Here is a 15863-nt window from a genome sequence, read left to right on the forward strand (position 1 = left end):
GATGGTTTGTTTTTCAAGGAAAATTTCAATGAGCGAATATCTGTTTACTTCCGAATCGGTTTCCGAAGGCCATCCGGACAAAGTAGCCGACCAAGTATCCGATGCGATTTTGGATGCCATCTTGGCGCAAGACCCCAAAGCGCGTGTCGCGGCGGAAACTTTGGTCAACACAGGCTTGTGCGTATTGGCGGGCGAAATCACCACCACCGCCCAAGTGGACTACATCAAAGTCGCACGCGAAACCATCAAACGCATCGGCTACAACTCCTCCGAGCTGGGCTTTGACGCCAACGGCTGCGCGGTCGGCGTGTACTACGACCAACAATCCCCCGACATCGCCCAAGGCGTGAACGAAGGCGAAGGCATCGACCTGAACCAAGGCGCGGGCGACCAAGGCTTGATGTTCGGCTACGCCTGCGACGAAACCCCGACCCTGATGCCGTTTGCCATCTATTACAGCCACCGCCTGATGCAGCGTCAAAGCGAATTGCGCAAAGACGGCCGCCTGCCTTGGCTGCGCCCTGACGCAAAAGCCCAACTGACCGTGGTTTACGACAGCGAAACCGGCAAGGTGAAACGCATTGATACCGTCGTCCTGTCCACCCAGCACGATCCTGCCATCAGCCATGAAGAACTGAGTAAAGCCGTGATTGAGCAGATTATCAAGCCCGTTTTGCCGCCCGAACTGCTGACCGACGAAACAAAATACCTGATCAACCCGACCGGCCGCTTCGTCATCGGCGGCCCGCAAGGCGACTGCGGTTTGACCGGCCGCAAAATCATTGTCGATACCTACGGCGGCGCGGCTCCGCACGGCGGCGGCGCATTCTCCGGCAAAGACCCGTCCAAAGTGGACCGTTCCGCCGCTTACGCCTGCCGTTATGTGGCGAAAAACATCGTCGCCGCAGGCTTGGCAACCCAATGCCAAATCCAAGTTTCCTACGCCATCGGCGTTGCCGAACCGACTTCGATTTCCATCGATACTTTCGGTACGGGTAAAATCAGCGAGGAAAAACTGATTGCGCTGGTTTGCGAACATTTCGACCTGCGTCCCAAAGGCATCGTCCAAATGCTCGACCTCTTGCGCCCGATTTACGGAAAATCTGCCGCCTACGGACATTTCGGCCGCGAAGAACCTGAGTTTACTTGGGAGCGCACCGACAAAGCGGCCTCATTGAAAGCGGCAGCGGGGCTGTAATTCCGGTTTGAAAATCAAAAATGCCGTCCGAACAGTTCAGACGGCATTTTTATATTTTCCCGATTCAGGCGCGGCGTTCTTTGCACATCAGTTTCGCATCCAGCCAGCCGTCGCCGCCGGAGATGATGTTTTTGGCAACGAAGTTGTCCAAGTCGGGCAGCAGGGAAACGGCGCGGCCGCTGTTGATGATGACGACCACCGCCATCGGTTTGTCGCCCAGCCAATAACCTGCAAGGGCGCGGACATTGTTGAGCGTGCCGGTTTTTAAGCGCAACAGCCCGCCGCTTTGTTTGAAGCGGTTGCGTAAAGTCCCGTCTGTGCCGGCGATGGGCAGCGTGTCGATGAAATCTTGTGCAAACGGGCTGAAATAAGCCGTTTCCAACATTTGCGCCATCATTCTCGCCGTTACCCTTTCTTTTCTGGACAGACCCGAACCGTTTTCCAAAACCAAATCCGCAACATCGATGCCCGATACGGCAAGTTCTCGCCGGACGGCAGACGCCGCCTGTTCGGAAACGGCGGGCAGTTTGCCGTCGCCGCCGAGTTTGAGGAAGACGGAACGCGCAATCAGATTGTCCGAACGCTTGTTCATGTCCGTCAAAATTTCCTTCATCGGTTTGGAGTGTGCAACGGCAAGCGTCTGCGCGCCTTCCGGTGTGTCGGCTATGCCGATGCCGTCTGAAATCCGTCCGCCGCCGAGCAGCCAGCGGTTGGTAAAACTTTGGCGGATCAGTTCGTCAAGCGCGAACATCCGGACACCGACAGGCTTGCCCAAACAGCTTTCGGGAATATTGCCGCGCAATTTCAGCGTATTGCCCGAAAAAGATGCGCGCATCAGTTTTTTGACCGAAGGGCAGGCAGCTTGGGAGGCGGTAATTTTCAAGTTGTTTTGGGCAAAAATATGCGGCAAAGGCGGATCGGTGAGGATGTCGGTACTGCCGGCGGCATTGCGTTCGGCGCGCACCATAACCATACCGGCAGACAGCATAGTCGGATTTGGGGGCGTCATAAACGGCGAACCGCTGTCGGCTTCAAAATGGTCGGGACTGCCGACTTCGCCCCACAGGCTGTGGTCGAGCATCAGGCGCCCCGTGATATTGCGGATGCCTTTGTCGCGCAACTGGCGTTGGACGGCAAGCAGGTTTTCCTGATTGAAAACGGGGTCGCCGCTGCCCGCCCAATACAGGTTTCCGTCAAGCGTGCCGTCGTTTACCGTACCGTTGCTTTTAAACTCGGTCGCCCAGCGGTAATTGCTGCCGAAGGTTTTGAAGGCGGCAAACGCGGTAACGAGCTTCATCGTGGACGCGGGATTGACGGGTATGCCGGCACGGTGGTCAATGATGACTTTTCCGCTGTCAAGCTCTTGGACATATACAGCGATTTCGTTTTGCGGAATGCGGCCGGTATCGAGCGCGTGTGCGGCGAGGGAGGCGAGAAGCAGCAGCAGGGAGGCCGCTGTTTTGGGGAAATTCATAGGTGAATCTGTTACATAAAAAAAGCAATTATAAGGCAAAGCCGGATAAGTGGGAACGCCGGGGCGGCGGACCGGCTTGTTTGCAGGGGAAATCGCATATATAATAATCGTTACCATTATGAAATGATTGAAACGCACAAACTTAATATTCAGGAGGAATGATTGTGGCTAAGAAAATCAGTATTTTGGTGGGCAGCCTGCGCCGTGCTTCGTTTGCGCGCAAAGTGGCATTGAATGCGGCGGAGATGTTCCCCGAAGGCTGGCAGGCGGAAATCGTCGAAATCGGACATCTGCCGCTTTACAATTTCGATTATGACGACCCTGCGGTGGAAGATGTGCCGCTGCCCGAAAGCTACACGGCTTTCCGCGAAACGATTAAGGCTTCGGACGGCATTTTGTTCGTTACGTCCGAAAACAACCGCACCATTCCCGCCTGTTTGAAAAATGCGGTGGACATCGGCTCGAAACCGAATGCCGACGTGGCTTGGAAAAACAAACCGGCCGGCATCATCAGCCATTCCGTCGGCAAGATGGGCGGTTACAGTTCCCAAAAAAACCTGCGCCTTGCCCTGTCGTATTTTGATATGCCCGTAACCGGACAGCCGGAAGTATTTTTGGGCAATTCGCCGACGCTGTTTGATGAAAACGGTAAGTTGATTGACTCGGCAAGGGATTTTGTTCAGTCATATATCAATCAGTTTGTCGGTTTGATTGAAAGAAATGCCAAATAAACAAACCAAATCGAAAAGCCGCAAAACCGGTTCGGGTTTTGCGGCTTTTTTATATGGGCCGGGCAGCGTCAAGGTTTGCCGTTTGCCGGATAATGCGCGGCAAATGATCGGCGTGTTTAAAATCCCGCGTGTACGGCACGCCCCGCGCTCCGCAATGATAGGGGGCAGTTTCGTTTGAATCGGTGCACCGGGACGGATGCCCCCGCGCCGTCCCGATACCGGTTTGCCGGTTGTTCCGTATCGGTTGCCGCCGTGAAATGACGGACGGATGCAGAAATGTCGGCAGGCGTGAATGGAATGCAAGGCTTATCCCGCATATGTTGGCGGTTTTGCCTGCACGGGCGGTTTTATGTTCAAAATAAAATAAAGGAGAAATAATGCTGACGTTTATCGGATTGCTGATTATCGGGGTCATCGTATGGCTGTTGCTGACGGAAAAAGTGTCGCCCATCATCGCATTAATCTTGGTGCCGCTGATTGGGGCGTTGCTGGCGGGGTTTGATGTATCCCAATTAAAAGAATTTTATTCGGGCGGCACGAAATCGGTGACGCAGATTGTGATTATGTTTATGTTTTCCATTTTGTTTTTTGGAATCATGAACGATGTGGGGCTGTTCCGTCCGATGATAGGCGGTTTGATTAAGCTGACTCGGGGTAATATCGTGGCAGTGAGTGTGGGGACGGTCTTGGTGTCGGTGGTGGCACAGTTGGACGGGGCGGGCGCGACGACGTTTTTATCGGTCGTCCCCGCCCTTTTGCCGCTTTACAAGCGTCTGCATATGAATCCTTACCTGCTGTTTTTGCTGCTGACTTCCAGCGCGGGGCTAATCAACCTTTTGCCGCGGGGCGGGCCGATCGGGCGGGTTGCAAGCGTGTTGGGCGCAGATGTGGGCGAATTGTATAAACCTTTGTTGACGGTGCAAATTATCGGTGTGGTGTTTATCCTTGTGCTGTCCCTGTTTTTGGGTGTGCGTGAAAAAAGGCGGATTGTCCGGGAGTTGGGCGCGTTGCCCGCCGTGGCGGATTTGATAAAGCCGGCGCCTTTGTCGGAAGAAGAACAAAAATTGGCGCGTCCGAAACTGTTTTGGTGGAATGTCCTGCTGTTTTTGGCGGCGATGAGCCTGCTTTTTTCGGGCATCTTCCCGCCGGGTTATGTATTTATGCTGGCTGCAACGGCGGCGTTGCTTTTGAATTACCGCAGCCCGCAGGAACAGATGGAGCGGATTTATGCCCACGCCGGCGGCGCGGTGATGATGGCGTCCATTATTTTGGCGGCAGGTACGTTTTTGGGGATTTTGAAGGGCGCGGGGATGTTGGACGCGATTTCCAAAGACCTTGTGCATATCCTGCCGGACGCGTTGCTGCCTTATCTGCATATTGCCATCGGTGTGTTGGGTATTCCGCTTGAGTTGGTTTTGAGTACGGACGCTTATTATTTCGGACTGTTTCCGATTGTGGAACAGATTACCTCGCAGGCGGGCGTTGCACCCGAAGCGGCAGGCTATGCGATGTTGATCGGCAGTATCGTCGGTACTTTTGTTACGCCGCTTTCGCCGGCTTTGTGGATGGGTTTGGGTTTGGCGAAATTGTCGATGGGCAAACACATCCGTTATTCGTTTTTCTGGGCGTGGGGTTTGTCGCTGGCGATATTGATCAGTTCGATAGCGGCAGGAATCGTGCCTCTGCCGTAAACGGCGAAGCCGCCTGAAGCCCGAATCGTTCCTGTGATCTGTCGCAGGCTTTGCCTGCCTGTCCGTGTGTTGCAATCGCGCCCCAATGCCGTCTGAAGGCAGTTGCCGGCGCGGTTTTTTTGTGCCGCAGTTTTGAAAAATACCGGCAAGCGTAAAGGCCGCTAAATTGCGGCTAATTTTGGGGTGTTAGAATAGGCACGGTTTATTTTGAAGGGAAAGTTGATGCGTGTTTTGCTGGTGGAAGACGATGCGATGATTGCGTAAGCGGTGTCGGCAAGTTTGAAAGACGGCGGCTATGCGGTGGATTGGGTCAAAAACGGCGCGCAGGTTGCGGCGGCTGCCGCTGCCCAGCCTTATGACTTGATGCTGCTGGATTTGGGTTTGCCTGGGCGGGACGGTTTGGATGTTTTGTCGGAAATACGCGCGGCAGGCTGTACCGTCCCCGTGCTGATCGTTACGGCGCGGGATGATTTGTACAGCCGGCTGAACGGTTTGGACGGCGGTGCGGATGACTATATCGTCAAGCCGTTCGATATGGCGGAGTTTAAGGCGCGGATGCGGGCGGTGTTGCGGCGCGGGAGCGGACAGGCGCAGGCGTGTCTGTCAAATGGTGCGTTATCCCTCAATCCTGCAACGTATCAGGTAGAAATTATTGCCGAGGGGAGGCAGGTGGCATTGAGCAACCAGGAGTTTTCGGTATTGCAGGCTTTGCTGGCGAGGCCGGGTGTGATTTTGTCGCGCTCGGATTCGGAGGACAAGGTTTACGGTTGGGGCGGGGAAGTCGAAAGCAATGCGGTGGATTTTCTGATTCACGGGCTGTGCAAGAAATTGGGTAAGGAAAGCATACAAAATGTGCGCGGTGTCGGCTGGCTGATGCCGCGTCAAGATGCCGTCTGAACAGGAACGAAGATGCCGGACCGTTTTTTTAAAATTTTAAAACATTCGCTTCAGGTCAGAATCAGCCTTGCCCTGATTTGGATGTTTGTTCCGCTGGCAATGCTTGCAGGTATGTTTTCCTACTACGAAACCTTCCACGAAACGGAAGCGTTGCAGGACGACCTGCTCCGTCAGGCGGCATTGTATGTCGGCCCTGATTCCAAATCCGAAACTTTGCCCGAAGGCGACGGCGATACGCGTATTTTGGTACAGATGCCGCAGCAGGAAGACCCTGTTGTCAGCCTGCCCGCGCATCTGGCGGACGGTCTGCACACGCTTCGGGCGGACGGGGACGACGATTATTACCGCGCCTATATCCGCACGACCGAACAGGGACGGATTGCCGTCATGCAGGAAAACGAATACCGTGAAGATTTGGCGGAGGATGCGGCACGGCAAAGCGTGTTGCCCCTGTTGGCGGCACTGCCGCTGATGATACTGCTGACTGTGTGGATTACGCACAAAGCCATGCGCCCCGTCCGCAAATTGTCGCAAAGTCTCGAACAACGCCGAATCAATGACCTGCCTGCTTTGAGTGTGTACAATATTCCCAGTGAAATCAGAGGGTTCGTAACCGCCATCAATCTGCTTTTGAAACGTGTTGATGAAGATATACGCCGCCGTCAGCGGTTTGTCGCCGACGCGGCACACGAATTGCGTACGCCGATGACTGCCCTTTCCCTTCAGGCGGAACGGCTCAACAATATGCCGCTCCCACCCGATGCGGGGCGGCAGTCCGCCGTTTTGCAGCAGAGCATCAGGCGCAACAAACACCTGCTCGAACAGCTTTTGGCACTGGCGCGTTCGCAGTCGGACGAAACCCCTTTGACGAAAACGACATTCGGTCTGCAAAGCCGTTTCCGCCAAGTGTTGCAGGAACTGATGCCGCTGGTTTTGGAAAAACGTCAGGACATCGGTGTGGCGGTCGGAGGCGATGTCGAAGTGTCTGCCGACGAAACGGAAATCTATACGCTGGTTAAAACCTTTGCCGACAACGCGGTACGTTACACGCCGAACGGGGGCAGGATAGATTTGGGTTTCACGGACGAAGGGAAATATCTCGCCGTGTGGGTGGAGGATAACGGGAACGGCATTCCCGAATCCGAATGCGCCCGCGTCCTCGATCCGTTTTACCGTATTTTGGGAACGGAGCAGCAGGGGGCGGGGCTGGGGCTGTCGATTGCCGACACGCTGGCCAAAAAATACGGCGGATATTTGGAACTGACCGACAGCCGACGTTTCGGACACGGGCTGTTGATACGCGCGCTGTTGGACAAGGAAACCCTGAAATAGACAGATGCCGTCTGAAGGCTTCAGACGGCATTTTTTACATCAGCACAATATCGTACTGTTCCTGCGTGTAAGCGGTTTCGACCGCCAAAGAAATCGGTTTGCCGATGAAATCTATCAGCATTGCCAAGGATTGCGATTCTTCGTCCAAAAACAAATCGATGACGTTGGGGGCGGCGAGGATGCGGAAACTTTCGGCATCGTAACGGCGCGCTTCGCGGACGATTTCGCGCTGGATTTCGTAGCACACGGTTTGCGGCGTTTTCAGGCGGCCCCTGCCTTGGCAGGAAGGGCAGGGTTCGCAGAGGACTTGGTTTAAGTTTTCGCGCGAGCGTTTGCGCGTCAGCTCGACCAGCCCCAGGCTGGTAAAACCGTGCAGGGTAACGCGGGTACGGTCGAAGGCGAGGGCTTTGGCAAGCTCCTGCAACACGGCTTCGCGGTGGCTTTCCTGCGCCATATCGATGAAGTCGATGATGATGATGCCGCCAAGGTTGCGCAGCCTTAATTCGCGGGCGATGGTGTGGCAGGCTTCGAGGTTGGTGCGGAAGATGGTTTCGTCGAAATTGCGCGCGCCGACGAAGCCGCCGGTGTTGACATCGATGGTGGTCATGGCTTCGGTGGACTCGATAATCAGGTAGCTGCCGAAGTTGAGGTTGACGCGCGGTTGCAGGGCGCGGCTGATTTCCTGTTCGATGTTGTGGGTTTCAAACAGCGGGCGTTCGCCTTTGAACAATTCTATCCTGCCCAATGCGCCGTGGACGTATTGTTCGGCAAAACGCGTCATGCGCCCGTGGTTTACGGTGGAATCGACGAGGATTTTCTGCGTGTCGCAGCCGACCATATCGCGCAACACGCGCAGGCTTAAAGGCAAATCCTGATAAAGCAGGGTTTCCGGCGGCCGGATTTTCGCCTGTTCTTGGATGTGTTCCCACACTTTGGTCAGGTAGTCGATGTCGGACTGGAGCTGTTCGTCGGTGGCGTTTTCGGCGTTGGTGCGGATGATGTAGCCCCGGCAGGCATTTTCCGGCAGGAGCTTGTCGAGGCGTTCGCGCAGGCTGCTGCGTTCGGCATCGTCTTCGATGCGTTGGGACACGCCGATGTGGTCTTCTTGCGGAAGGTGGACGAGGAAACGCCCCGCCAGCGAGATTTGGGTGGAAAGCCGCGCGCCTTTGGTGTTGATCGGGTCTTTGATGACCTGCACCAAAACCGACTGCCCTTCAAACAGCATATGTTCGATGCGCTGGGTTTCTTCGGGGTTGCGGCGTTGTTCGAGGACATCGACGATGTGTAAAAATGCCGCGCGTTCCAAGCCGATGTCGATAAACGCGCTCTGCATCCCGGGCAGCACGCGGCGCACCACGCCCAGATAGATATTGCCGACCAGGCTGTGCCCGCTGTTGCGCTCGATGTGCAGCTCGCAGATATTGTTTTCCTCCAACACCGCCACGCGCGTTTCCTGCGGCGTGATGTTGACCAATATCGTTTCGGGCGGGCGCGCGATGTCTTTGGGGATGGGGAGTCCTGACAACATGGTTTTTCCTGAAAATGTAATAAAAATATTTTTGCATCCGTTCCGCCCCGCCGCGCAGAGCGGGTGCAAAAATATTTTTCACAATGCCTATCATACTTTAAAAAAGAAACTTTGACACACTCCGCACATGCCGTCTGAACGTGCATCTGTTCCGCACTTGCCAAACGGAGCGATTGCCCCTATATTGATTATCATTGCAAAACTTTCGGAAAACCAATATGCAGACCGTTACCATGTACACAGGTCCGTTTTGCCCCTACTGCGCGATGGCGAAAAGGCTGCTGCACGCGGCAGGTGTCGGACATATCGACGAAATCCGTGTCGATGCAAGCCCCGAAGCCTTTGCCGAAATGCAGCGGCTTTCGGGACAGCGCAGCGTGCCGCAGATTTTCATCGGCGAAACGCACGTCGGCGGATTTACCGACCTCTACCGCCTTCAGCAGGAAGGCGGGCTGGACGGACTGCTGAACCCTTAACCCACAACTAGGAAAACAAAATGAGCGAAGAACTGCAACCCGTATTCAGCATCGAGCGACTGTATGTCAAAGACTTGTCTTTGGAAGTGCCGCACGCGCCGCAAATCTTTTTGGAACAGGGCGATCCCGAAGTGGATATGCGCGTTTCCACCGGCAGTCAAAAGCTGGAAGACGGCTACTACGACGTGGACGTTACCGTAACCGTTACCGCCAAATTGGATAACGAGCGCACGATGTTTTTGAACGAAGTAACCCAAAGCGGTATTTTCCGTCTGGAAAACATCCCCGAAGAAGATGTGCAGCTGCTGTTGGGCGTGGCGTGTCCGAACATCCTCTTCCCTTACGCGCGCGAAGCGGTTTCCGGTACGGTAACGCGCGCCGGCTTCCCGCCCGTCCTGCTTGCGCCGATTAATTTTGAAGCGATTTACCAACAACAGCAGGAAGCCGAAGCCGCCGGGGCTTGATTCCTGCCTGCCGATGCCGTCTGAATCCGTTTCAGACGGCATTTTTGTTTTCGGATAAAATAGGCGCGTCCAAAGGAATCTGCCTATGATGTCGCCCGAAACCCAGAAACAGCTCAAAATCACCGATGTTTCCGCCAAGAAGCTCGACAAACTCAACCTCCATACCGCGTGGGATTTGGTGTTGCACCTGCCGCTGCGTTACGAGGACGAGACGCACATTATGCCGATTAAGGACGCGCCGATTGGCGTGCCGTGTCAGGTCGAGGGCGAGGTTATCCATCAGGAAGTAACGTTCAAACCGCGCAAGCAGCTGATTGTTCAAATTGCCGACGGTTCCGGCAGCGTCCTTTTTCTGCGCTTCATCCACTTTTACGCCAGCCATCAGAAGCAGACGGCGGTCGGCAAACGCATCCGCGCCGTGGGCGAAATCAAACACGGATTTTACGGCGACGAGATGATTCATCCCAAAATCCGCGATGCCGAGGGCGGCGGTTTGGCGGAAAGCCTCACGCCGGTTTACCCGACCGTAAACGGTTTGAACCAGCCCACTTTGCGCCGCATCATTCAGACGGCGTTGGACGTTACGCCGCTGCACGACACCTTGCCTGATGCTTTATTAGGCCGTCTGAAGCTGCCGCGCCTTGCCGAAAGCCTGCGCCTTTTGCATTCGCCGCCGCCGAGTTTCACTATTCATCAACTTTCAGACGGCACGCTGCCGGCGTGGCAGCGGCTCAAATTCGACGAACTTTTGGCGCAACAGTTGTCCATGCGTTTGGCGCGGCAGAAGCGCGTCAGCGGCACGGCGGCGGCATTGCGCGGCGACGGCACATTGACCCAAGCCCTGCGCCAAGCCCTGCCGTTTGCCCTGACCGATGCACAAGAAAAAGTTGTTTCCGAAATCTGCCGCGATATGGCGCAAACCCACCCCATGCACCGCCTGCTGCAAGGCGATGTCGGCAGCGGCAAAACCATCGTCGCCGCCTTATCCGCGCTGACCGCCATCGAATCAGGCGCGCAAGTGGCTGTAATGGCGCCCACTGAAATCCTTGCCGAACAGCACTTCATCAAGTTCAAACAATGGCTCGAACCTTTGGGCATTGAAGTTGTCTGCCTTTTTGGCAGTTTGCGCAAAAAAGCCAAAGACGAAGCCAAAGCCAAACTCGCCGACGGCAGCGTCAAAATCGCCGTCGGCACGCACGCCCTGTTTTCAGACGGCGTGGCGTTTCACAATTTGGGCTTGAGCATTGTGGACGAACAGCACCGTTTCGGCGTTGCACAACGCCTCGCACTCAAAAACAAAGGGCGCGAAGTCCATCAGCTGATGATGTCCGCCACACCCATCCCGCGCACGCTCGCCATGAGTTTCTTCGCTGACTTGGACGTATCCGTCATCGACGAATTGCCGCCCGGGCGCACTCCGATTAAAACGCGCCTCGTCAACAACGTCCGCCGCGCCGAAGTCGAAGGCTTCGTCCTCGGCACTTGCCGAAAAGGGCGGCAGGCATATTGGGTCTGCCCATTGATTGAAGAAAGCGAAACCCTGCAACTGCAAACCGCCGCCGAAACCCTCGCCCGGCTTCAGACGGCATTGCCCGAACCCAATATCGGACTGGTACACGGGCGCATGAAGGCCGCCGAAAAAGCCGAAGTCATGGCGGAATTTGCCGCAGGCCGTCTGAACGTCTTGGTCGCCACCACCGTTATCGAAGTCGGCGTAGATGTGCCCAATGCCGCCCTGATGGTCATCGAACACGCCGAGCGCATGGGCTTGGCGCAGCTTCACCAATTACGCGGACGGGTAGGGCGCGGCGCGGGGGAAAGCGTGTGCGTCCTCCTGTTTGCCGAACCCTTGGGCGAACTCGCCAAAGCGCGGCTGAAAGTCATCTACGAACACACCGACGGCTTCGAAATCGCCCGCCAAGACCTCAATATCCGCGGCCCCGGCGAATTTCTCGGCGCGCGCCAAAGCGGCGTGCCTATGCTGCGCTTCGCCAAGCTCGAAGAAGACTTACACCTTTTGGAACAAGCGCGCGAAACCGCCCCGATGCTGATTGAACAAAACCCTGAAATCGTCGAAGCGCATTTGGCAAGGTGGCTTTCCGGCAGGGAAGGTTATTTGGGTGTGTGAGCAAAATGCCGTCTGAAATATTAGAAAAAAGTGTAACGGAAATCTGATTTTTTATAGTGGATTAACAAAAATCAGGACAAGGCGGCGAAGCCGCAGGCAGTACAAATAGTACGGAACCGATTCACTTGGTGCTTCAGCACCTTAGAGAATCGTTCTCTTTGAGCTAAGGCGGGGCAACGCCGTACCGGTTTTTGTTAATCCACTATATTATTTTTGACACATTTTCATGATTTTAAATCCCGTTATTCCCAAGCGGGCGGAAATCCGGCAATGAGAAGCCGCAGAGGCTTATCGGGAAAACGGCAAGCCCCCCGCCGTCATTCCCGCGCAGGCGGGAATCTAGAAATGAAAAACCACGGTGTTATCGGAAACGATTGAAACCGGAGAAATGACGGAATCGAAGCGTGTGGAAATGTGTCGGAAATTGCTGAAGCCGGATAAACTAGATTCCCGCTTTTGCGGGAATGACGGTATTTTAGATTTTTGTTTTCGCGGAATGATGAGCCAAAAGCCGTCCGAACCCAAAAAAACCGCCGCTTTCAGACGGCATCAAAAAACCGCAGGCACGATGCCTGCGGTTTGCCGTTTGCGCTTCAGGGGAGCAGGGGGATGCCGCCCAAGCCGTGTGTTTCCTCCAGTCCGAACATAATGTTCATATTTTGCACCGCCTGTCCCGCCGCGCCTTTGACGAGGTTGTCGATGACGGAAAGGACGACCCACACATCGGATTGCGCCGCCTGACGGATGCTGATGCGGCAGAGGTTTGCGCCGCGCACGCTGCGGGTTTCGGGTGTCGAACCGGCGGGCAGGATGTCCATGAACGGGCTGTCGCGGTAGTAGTCGCGCAGGACGGTTTCGGGGTCGCTGCCGTCTGAAAGGTGGAGGTAAACGGTGGCGTGCATACCGCGTATCATCGGCGCGAGGTGCGGCGTGAACACGAATCCTTCGGCGATGCCGTCCTGAAGCCCGGCGATGGTCTGCCTGATTTCGGGCAGGTGGCGGTGTCCGGCTGTGCCGTAGGCTTTGAAGTTGTCGCCGGCTTCGCACAACAGCGAACCGACATTGCCTTTCCTGCCCGCGCCGGACACGCCGGATTTGCAGTCGGCAATCAGCGGCATACCGGGCTTCAGACGGCATTGCCGCAACAGCGGCACGAGCGGCAGGGATACGCAGGTCGGGTAGCAGCCGGGGTTGGCGACGAGGCGCGCCTGTGCGACGGCTTCGCGGTTGAGTTCGCTCAATCCGTACACGGCTTGGGAAACGAGGCCGGGGGCGGCGTGGGTCATGCCGTACCAGTGTTCCCAGGTCGGAATGTCCCGTATGCGGAAGTCGGCGGAAAGGTCGATGACGCGCACGCCCTGTTCAATCAGGCGCGGCGCGTCTTTCATGGCGATGCCGTTGGGCGTGGCGAAGAAGACGATGTCGCATTGTTCCAAACCTGCCTCGTCGGGCGTTTGGAAGGCGAGGCCGTACACGCCGCGCAGACTTGGAAAGTAATCGGCAACTGCGGTTCCCGCTTCGCTGCGGCTGGTTACGGCGGCGACTTCGACATCTGGATGGGCGGCAAGCAGGCGCAGCAGTTCCACGCCCGTGTAGCCCGTCGCGCCGACAATGCCGGCTTTGATTTTTTTGCTCATGGTTTTTCCTTTGTGTGGTTGGCGGGTATGCCGTCCGAACGCTGTCCGACGGGGTTTTGATTGGCGGCGGAAGGACGGTACACAAAGCGTTTGAAAAGCGTGTCTAATTTAATGGCATCCGCCTCTGTTTTTAAAACCCAGCCCTGCCGTCCGGAATAAACATAACCGTAGGCGCGAAAGCCGGCAGGATATTTCGGTGCCTGCCCCAAACCCAAACCGTATGCGGCGAAAGCGGTGGTCGTGGAGAAGGAAAGCAGGAGGAGGACGAGGGTTTTCATAAGGTTCCAAACCGAACGGGGCGATGAAGCCCGATTATAGCAAAAGGTCGTCTGAAAACCGTTTTCAGACGACCTTTTATTTAATTACAATAAAAATGTTAACAACAAAAAACAAACCGCTTTTTTCCGTTTGGAGACAAATTTTTAACTAAAATTGTCAACAATTCCTTGACGCACACACAAAAAACTCTAATATTTGTAACTATATGTAACATTATAAATTTTAAATATTTTCTGAGTAAGGGGAAGTAATGGGCATCCATCTCGACTTCGGCATTAGTCCTAAAACGTTCCGACAGACTTATCTGTATCAAAAGCCCAAGCTCTTTAAAGGAGCGGTTCGGAATCTCGAAGCCGCATCTTGTAAATATATCAACGAGATATACCAACGAGCAGACCCAACCGCACCGCTGTTTCATCTGCGTAAAAAAGGCGCAATCGTTCCTAAAGAAGAATACGTCGAAAGTTTCGACGATTTGGGCAAAACTCGCTACCGTTTTATTAAATCCGTTATCTACGAACATATGAAGAACGGTGCGTCGTTAGTCTATAACCATATTAACAACGAGCCGTTTTCAGACCATATCGCCCGTCAAGTCGCCCGCTTTGCCGGCGCACATACTATTGTTAGTGGATATCTTGCTTTTGGCAGCGACGAATCTTATAAAAACCATTGGGACGCCCGAGATATGTATGCCGTCCAGCTTTTCGGCAAGAAACGTTGGCAACTTACTGCCCCTGATTTCCCTATGCCATTGTATATGCAACAGACTAAAGATACTGATATTTCCATTCCTGAACATATCGATATGGATATTATCCTTGAAGCAGGTGATGTCCTCTACATCCCACGCGGTTGGTGGCACAGACCTATCCCGCTCGGCTGTGAAACCTTCCACTTCGCTGTCGGTACCTTCCCACCAAACGGCTATAATTACCTCGAGTGGCTAATGAAGAAATTTCCCACCATAGAAAGTCTGCGCCACAGTTTCTCAGACTGGGAGCAAGATAGGACGCGTATCAACGATACTGCCGCACAAATTGCCGCCATGATTGCCGACCCCGTCAATTACGAAGCTTTCAGTGAAGACTTTCTCGGCAAAGAACGTACCGATACCGCTTTTCATCTCGAACAGTTCGCGAATCCCAACGCTACTCCGCTTTCAGACGACGTCAGGTTGAGACTAAATGCCAATAATTTGGATACGTTGGAAAAGGGATATTTGATTGGGAATGGGATGAAGATAAGCGTAGATGAGTTGGGGAAAAAAGTGTTAGAACACATCGGTAAGAATGAACCGTTATTGTTGAAAAATCTACTGGTTAACTTCAATCAGGCAAAACATGAAGAAGTTAGGAAGTTGATCTATCAGTTGATAGAGTTAGATTTTCTGGAAATTTTGTGAGGGATTCTATGAAAAACTGGAAGCAGTTTATATTTTTCGTAATATTAGTAATAGCTTGTTATCAATTGCTATATTCTTTATCAGATATGTTTCTTCTCGACTACATTAACAAATATAGTTGGAATTTGAATTTTATTCAGGGTACTTTGAATTTTTTTTCAATATATCTGCCATATGTTTTTGTTAGCCGAATTTTTAGGAATACCAACCAAGAAAAGGAGTATAAAAATGATTGAACTTCAACTTCATGAATTGAAGCTGGTTTCAGGGGGAGGTCCTGTAACAGACAATATAGCTGGAAATGTAGCTAATGCTGCCACAACCAAAGGAGGTCCCACATGGGGGGATTTTGTTGCAATACCTGCTGCTGCAGCGACAGTTCATTTCCTGCCGAAAAATTTTTTCGGTGCTATATGGTGCAAATGGTGTATACAATCTGACTCGTGATTGGGTAAATGATGCCGTTAATGCACCTCCTTATAACGGAAGACCAATCTTTGAGATTGAACATGGATTAACTGCTCCCGCAACAAAAGCAGATAAATCAGGAAACGGCTACACTGACGGTACAGATTACTGCTGATATTTCTCATTGTTCAGACGATCTCTAGGGGTCGTCTGAA

At 53.9% G+C, this 15863-nt stretch carries 15 protein-coding genes; 11 read left to right on the plus strand and 4 right to left on the minus strand.

Features of this window, described 5'->3' with window-relative positions; genetic code table 11:
* The first annotated feature begins 28 nt into the window (after positions 1 to 28).
* Positions 29 to 1198, plus strand: a complete 1170-nt coding sequence (gene metK / locus HT085_RS00550; RefSeq protein WP_003687370.1) for a methionine adenosyltransferase — start codon at positions 29 to 31, stop codon at positions 1196 to 1198.
* A gap of 64 nt (positions 1199 to 1262) precedes the next feature.
* Here metK and dacB read toward each other — a convergent pair whose 3' ends face one another.
* The gene (gene dacB / locus HT085_RS00555; RefSeq protein WP_003700891.1) at positions 1263 to 2672 is read right to left on the minus strand and encodes a D-alanyl-D-alanine carboxypeptidase/D-alanyl-D-alanine endopeptidase; all 1410 of its coding nucleotides are present in this window, start codon (positions 2670 to 2672) and stop codon (positions 1263 to 1265) included.
* A 158-nt stretch (positions 2673 to 2830) separates the two neighbouring features.
* On the opposite strand from dacB, the gene HT085_RS00560 reads away from it, so the two are divergent.
* The 4 genes from HT085_RS00560 (at position 2831) to HT085_RS00575 (ending at position 7323) form a co-directional block, all read left to right on the plus strand.
* Entirely contained in the window at positions 2831 to 3403 is a 573-nt protein-coding gene (locus HT085_RS00560) for an NADPH-dependent FMN reductase (RefSeq protein WP_003704526.1), read from the plus strand.
* Between the two features lie 377 nt (positions 3404 to 3780).
* Positions 3781 to 5094: a CitMHS family transporter gene (locus HT085_RS00565; protein ID WP_003690578.1), complete on the plus strand. Its 1314-nt coding sequence runs from the start codon at positions 3781 to 3783 to the stop codon at positions 5092 to 5094.
* A 267-nt stretch (positions 5095 to 5361) separates the two neighbouring features.
* Complete coding sequence (locus tag HT085_RS00570; RefSeq protein WP_003687375.1) at positions 5362 to 5991, plus strand: response regulator transcription factor; 630 nt, start codon at positions 5362 to 5364, stop codon at positions 5989 to 5991.
* Positions 5992 to 6072: 81 nt separating this feature from the next.
* The gene (locus HT085_RS00575; RefSeq protein WP_025455763.1) at positions 6073 to 7323 is read left to right on the plus strand and encodes an ATP-binding protein; all 1251 of its coding nucleotides are present in this window, start codon (positions 6073 to 6075) and stop codon (positions 7321 to 7323) included.
* Positions 7324 to 7357: 34 nt separating this feature from the next.
* Here the strand turns inward: HT085_RS00575 and rng are convergent, their stop codons facing one another.
* Positions 7358 to 8851 (minus strand): ribonuclease G, encoded by a 1494-nt coding sequence (rng, locus tag HT085_RS00580; RefSeq protein ID WP_003687377.1) that lies wholly within the window; start codon positions 8849 to 8851, stop codon positions 7358 to 7360.
* Between the two features lie 218 nt (positions 8852 to 9069).
* Here rng and grxC point away from each other — a divergent pair, with 218 nt between their 5' ends.
* The 3 genes from grxC (at position 9070) to recG (ending at position 11919) form a co-directional block, all read left to right on the plus strand.
* Entirely contained in the window at positions 9070 to 9327 is a 258-nt protein-coding gene (gene grxC, locus HT085_RS00585) for a glutaredoxin 3 (protein WP_003687379.1), read from the plus strand.
* A 20-nt stretch (positions 9328 to 9347) separates the two neighbouring features.
* Entirely contained in the window at positions 9348 to 9791 is a 444-nt protein-coding gene (gene secB, locus HT085_RS00590; protein WP_003687381.1) for a protein-export chaperone SecB, read from the plus strand.
* An 85-nt stretch (positions 9792 to 9876) separates the two neighbouring features.
* The gene (gene recG, locus HT085_RS00595; RefSeq protein WP_003690581.1) at positions 9877 to 11919 is read left to right on the plus strand and encodes an ATP-dependent DNA helicase RecG; all 2043 of its coding nucleotides are present in this window, start codon (positions 9877 to 9879) and stop codon (positions 11917 to 11919) included.
* A 593-nt stretch (positions 11920 to 12512) separates the two neighbouring features.
* Here recG and argC read toward each other — a convergent pair.
* Positions 12513 to 13556: an N-acetyl-gamma-glutamyl-phosphate reductase gene (gene argC / locus HT085_RS00600; protein WP_003687386.1), complete on the minus strand. Its 1044-nt coding sequence runs from the start codon at positions 13554 to 13556 to the stop codon at positions 12513 to 12515.
* The gene (locus HT085_RS00605; protein ID WP_002221438.1) at positions 13553 to 13834 is read right to left on the minus strand and encodes a hypothetical protein; all 282 of its coding nucleotides are present in this window, start codon (positions 13832 to 13834) and stop codon (positions 13553 to 13555) included. The genes argC and HT085_RS00605 overlap by 4 nt, the downstream gene beginning before the upstream one ends.
* A 251-nt stretch (positions 13835 to 14085) precedes the next feature.
* Between HT085_RS00605 and HT085_RS00610 the strand changes: the two genes are divergently transcribed.
* The 3 genes from HT085_RS00610 (at position 14086) to HT085_RS00620 (ending at position 15823) form a co-directional block, all read left to right on the plus strand.
* Positions 14086 to 15240 (plus strand): cupin domain-containing protein, encoded by a 1155-nt coding sequence (locus tag HT085_RS00610; protein WP_003690582.1) that lies wholly within the window; start codon positions 14086 to 14088, stop codon positions 15238 to 15240.
* A gap of 8 nt (positions 15241 to 15248) precedes the next feature.
* On the plus strand, positions 15249 to 15476 hold the full coding sequence (locus HT085_RS00615) for a hypothetical protein (protein WP_003694773.1): 228 nt from the start codon (positions 15249 to 15251) through the stop codon (positions 15474 to 15476).
* A gap of 74 nt (positions 15477 to 15550) precedes the next feature.
* Complete coding sequence (locus HT085_RS00620) at positions 15551 to 15823, plus strand: hypothetical protein (protein ID WP_226888059.1); 273 nt, start codon at positions 15551 to 15553, stop codon at positions 15821 to 15823.
* Positions 15824 to 15863 lie beyond the last annotated feature (40 nt).

The organism is Neisseria gonorrhoeae (genome assembly GCF_013030075.1).
GTDB classification, from domain to species: Bacteria; Pseudomonadota; Gammaproteobacteria; order Burkholderiales; family Neisseriaceae; genus Neisseria; species Neisseria gonorrhoeae.

What these genes read in the sequence shown, in the direction of transcription:
- HT085_RS00615 (WP_003694773.1), top strand. Translation starts at nt 15,249, where the DNA reads ATGAAAAACTGGAAGCAGTTTATATTTTTCGTAATATTAGTAATAGCT.
- HT085_RS00560 (WP_003704526.1), top strand. Translation starts at nt 2,831, where the DNA reads ATGATTGTGGCTAAGAAAATCAGTATTTTGGTGGGCAGCCTGCGCCGT.
- metK (WP_003687370.1), top strand. Translation starts at nt 29, where the DNA reads ATGAGCGAATATCTGTTTACTTCCGAATCGGTTTCCGAAGGCCATCCG.
- secB (WP_003687381.1), top strand. Translation starts at nt 9,348, where the DNA reads ATGAGCGAAGAACTGCAACCCGTATTCAGCATCGAGCGACTGTATGTC.
- argC (WP_003687386.1), bottom strand. Translation starts at nt 13,556, where the DNA reads ATGAGCAAAAAAATCAAAGCCGGCATTGTCGGCGCGACGGGCTACACG.
- HT085_RS00620 (WP_226888059.1), top strand. Translation starts at nt 15,551, where the DNA reads ATGCTGCCACAACCAAAGGAGGTCCCACATGGGGGGATTTTGTTGCAA.
- HT085_RS00605 (WP_002221438.1), bottom strand. Translation starts at nt 13,834, where the DNA reads ATGAAAACCCTCGTCCTCCTCCTGCTTTCCTTCTCCACGACCACCGCT.
- grxC (WP_003687379.1), top strand. Translation starts at nt 9,070, where the DNA reads ATGCAGACCGTTACCATGTACACAGGTCCGTTTTGCCCCTACTGCGCG.
- rng (WP_003687377.1), bottom strand. Translation starts at nt 8,851, where the DNA reads ATGTTGTCAGGACTCCCCATCCCCAAAGACATCGCGCGCCCGCCCGAA.
- recG (WP_003690581.1), top strand. Translation starts at nt 9,877, where the DNA reads ATGATGTCGCCCGAAACCCAGAAACAGCTCAAAATCACCGATGTTTCC.
- dacB (WP_003700891.1), bottom strand. Translation starts at nt 2,672, where the DNA reads ATGAATTTCCCCAAAACAGCGGCCTCCCTGCTGCTGCTTCTCGCCTCC.
- HT085_RS00575 (WP_025455763.1), top strand. Translation starts at nt 6,073, where the DNA reads ATGTTTGTTCCGCTGGCAATGCTTGCAGGTATGTTTTCCTACTACGAA.
- HT085_RS00610 (WP_003690582.1), top strand. Translation starts at nt 14,086, where the DNA reads ATGGGCATCCATCTCGACTTCGGCATTAGTCCTAAAACGTTCCGACAG.
- HT085_RS00565 (WP_003690578.1), top strand. Translation starts at nt 3,781, where the DNA reads ATGCTGACGTTTATCGGATTGCTGATTATCGGGGTCATCGTATGGCTG.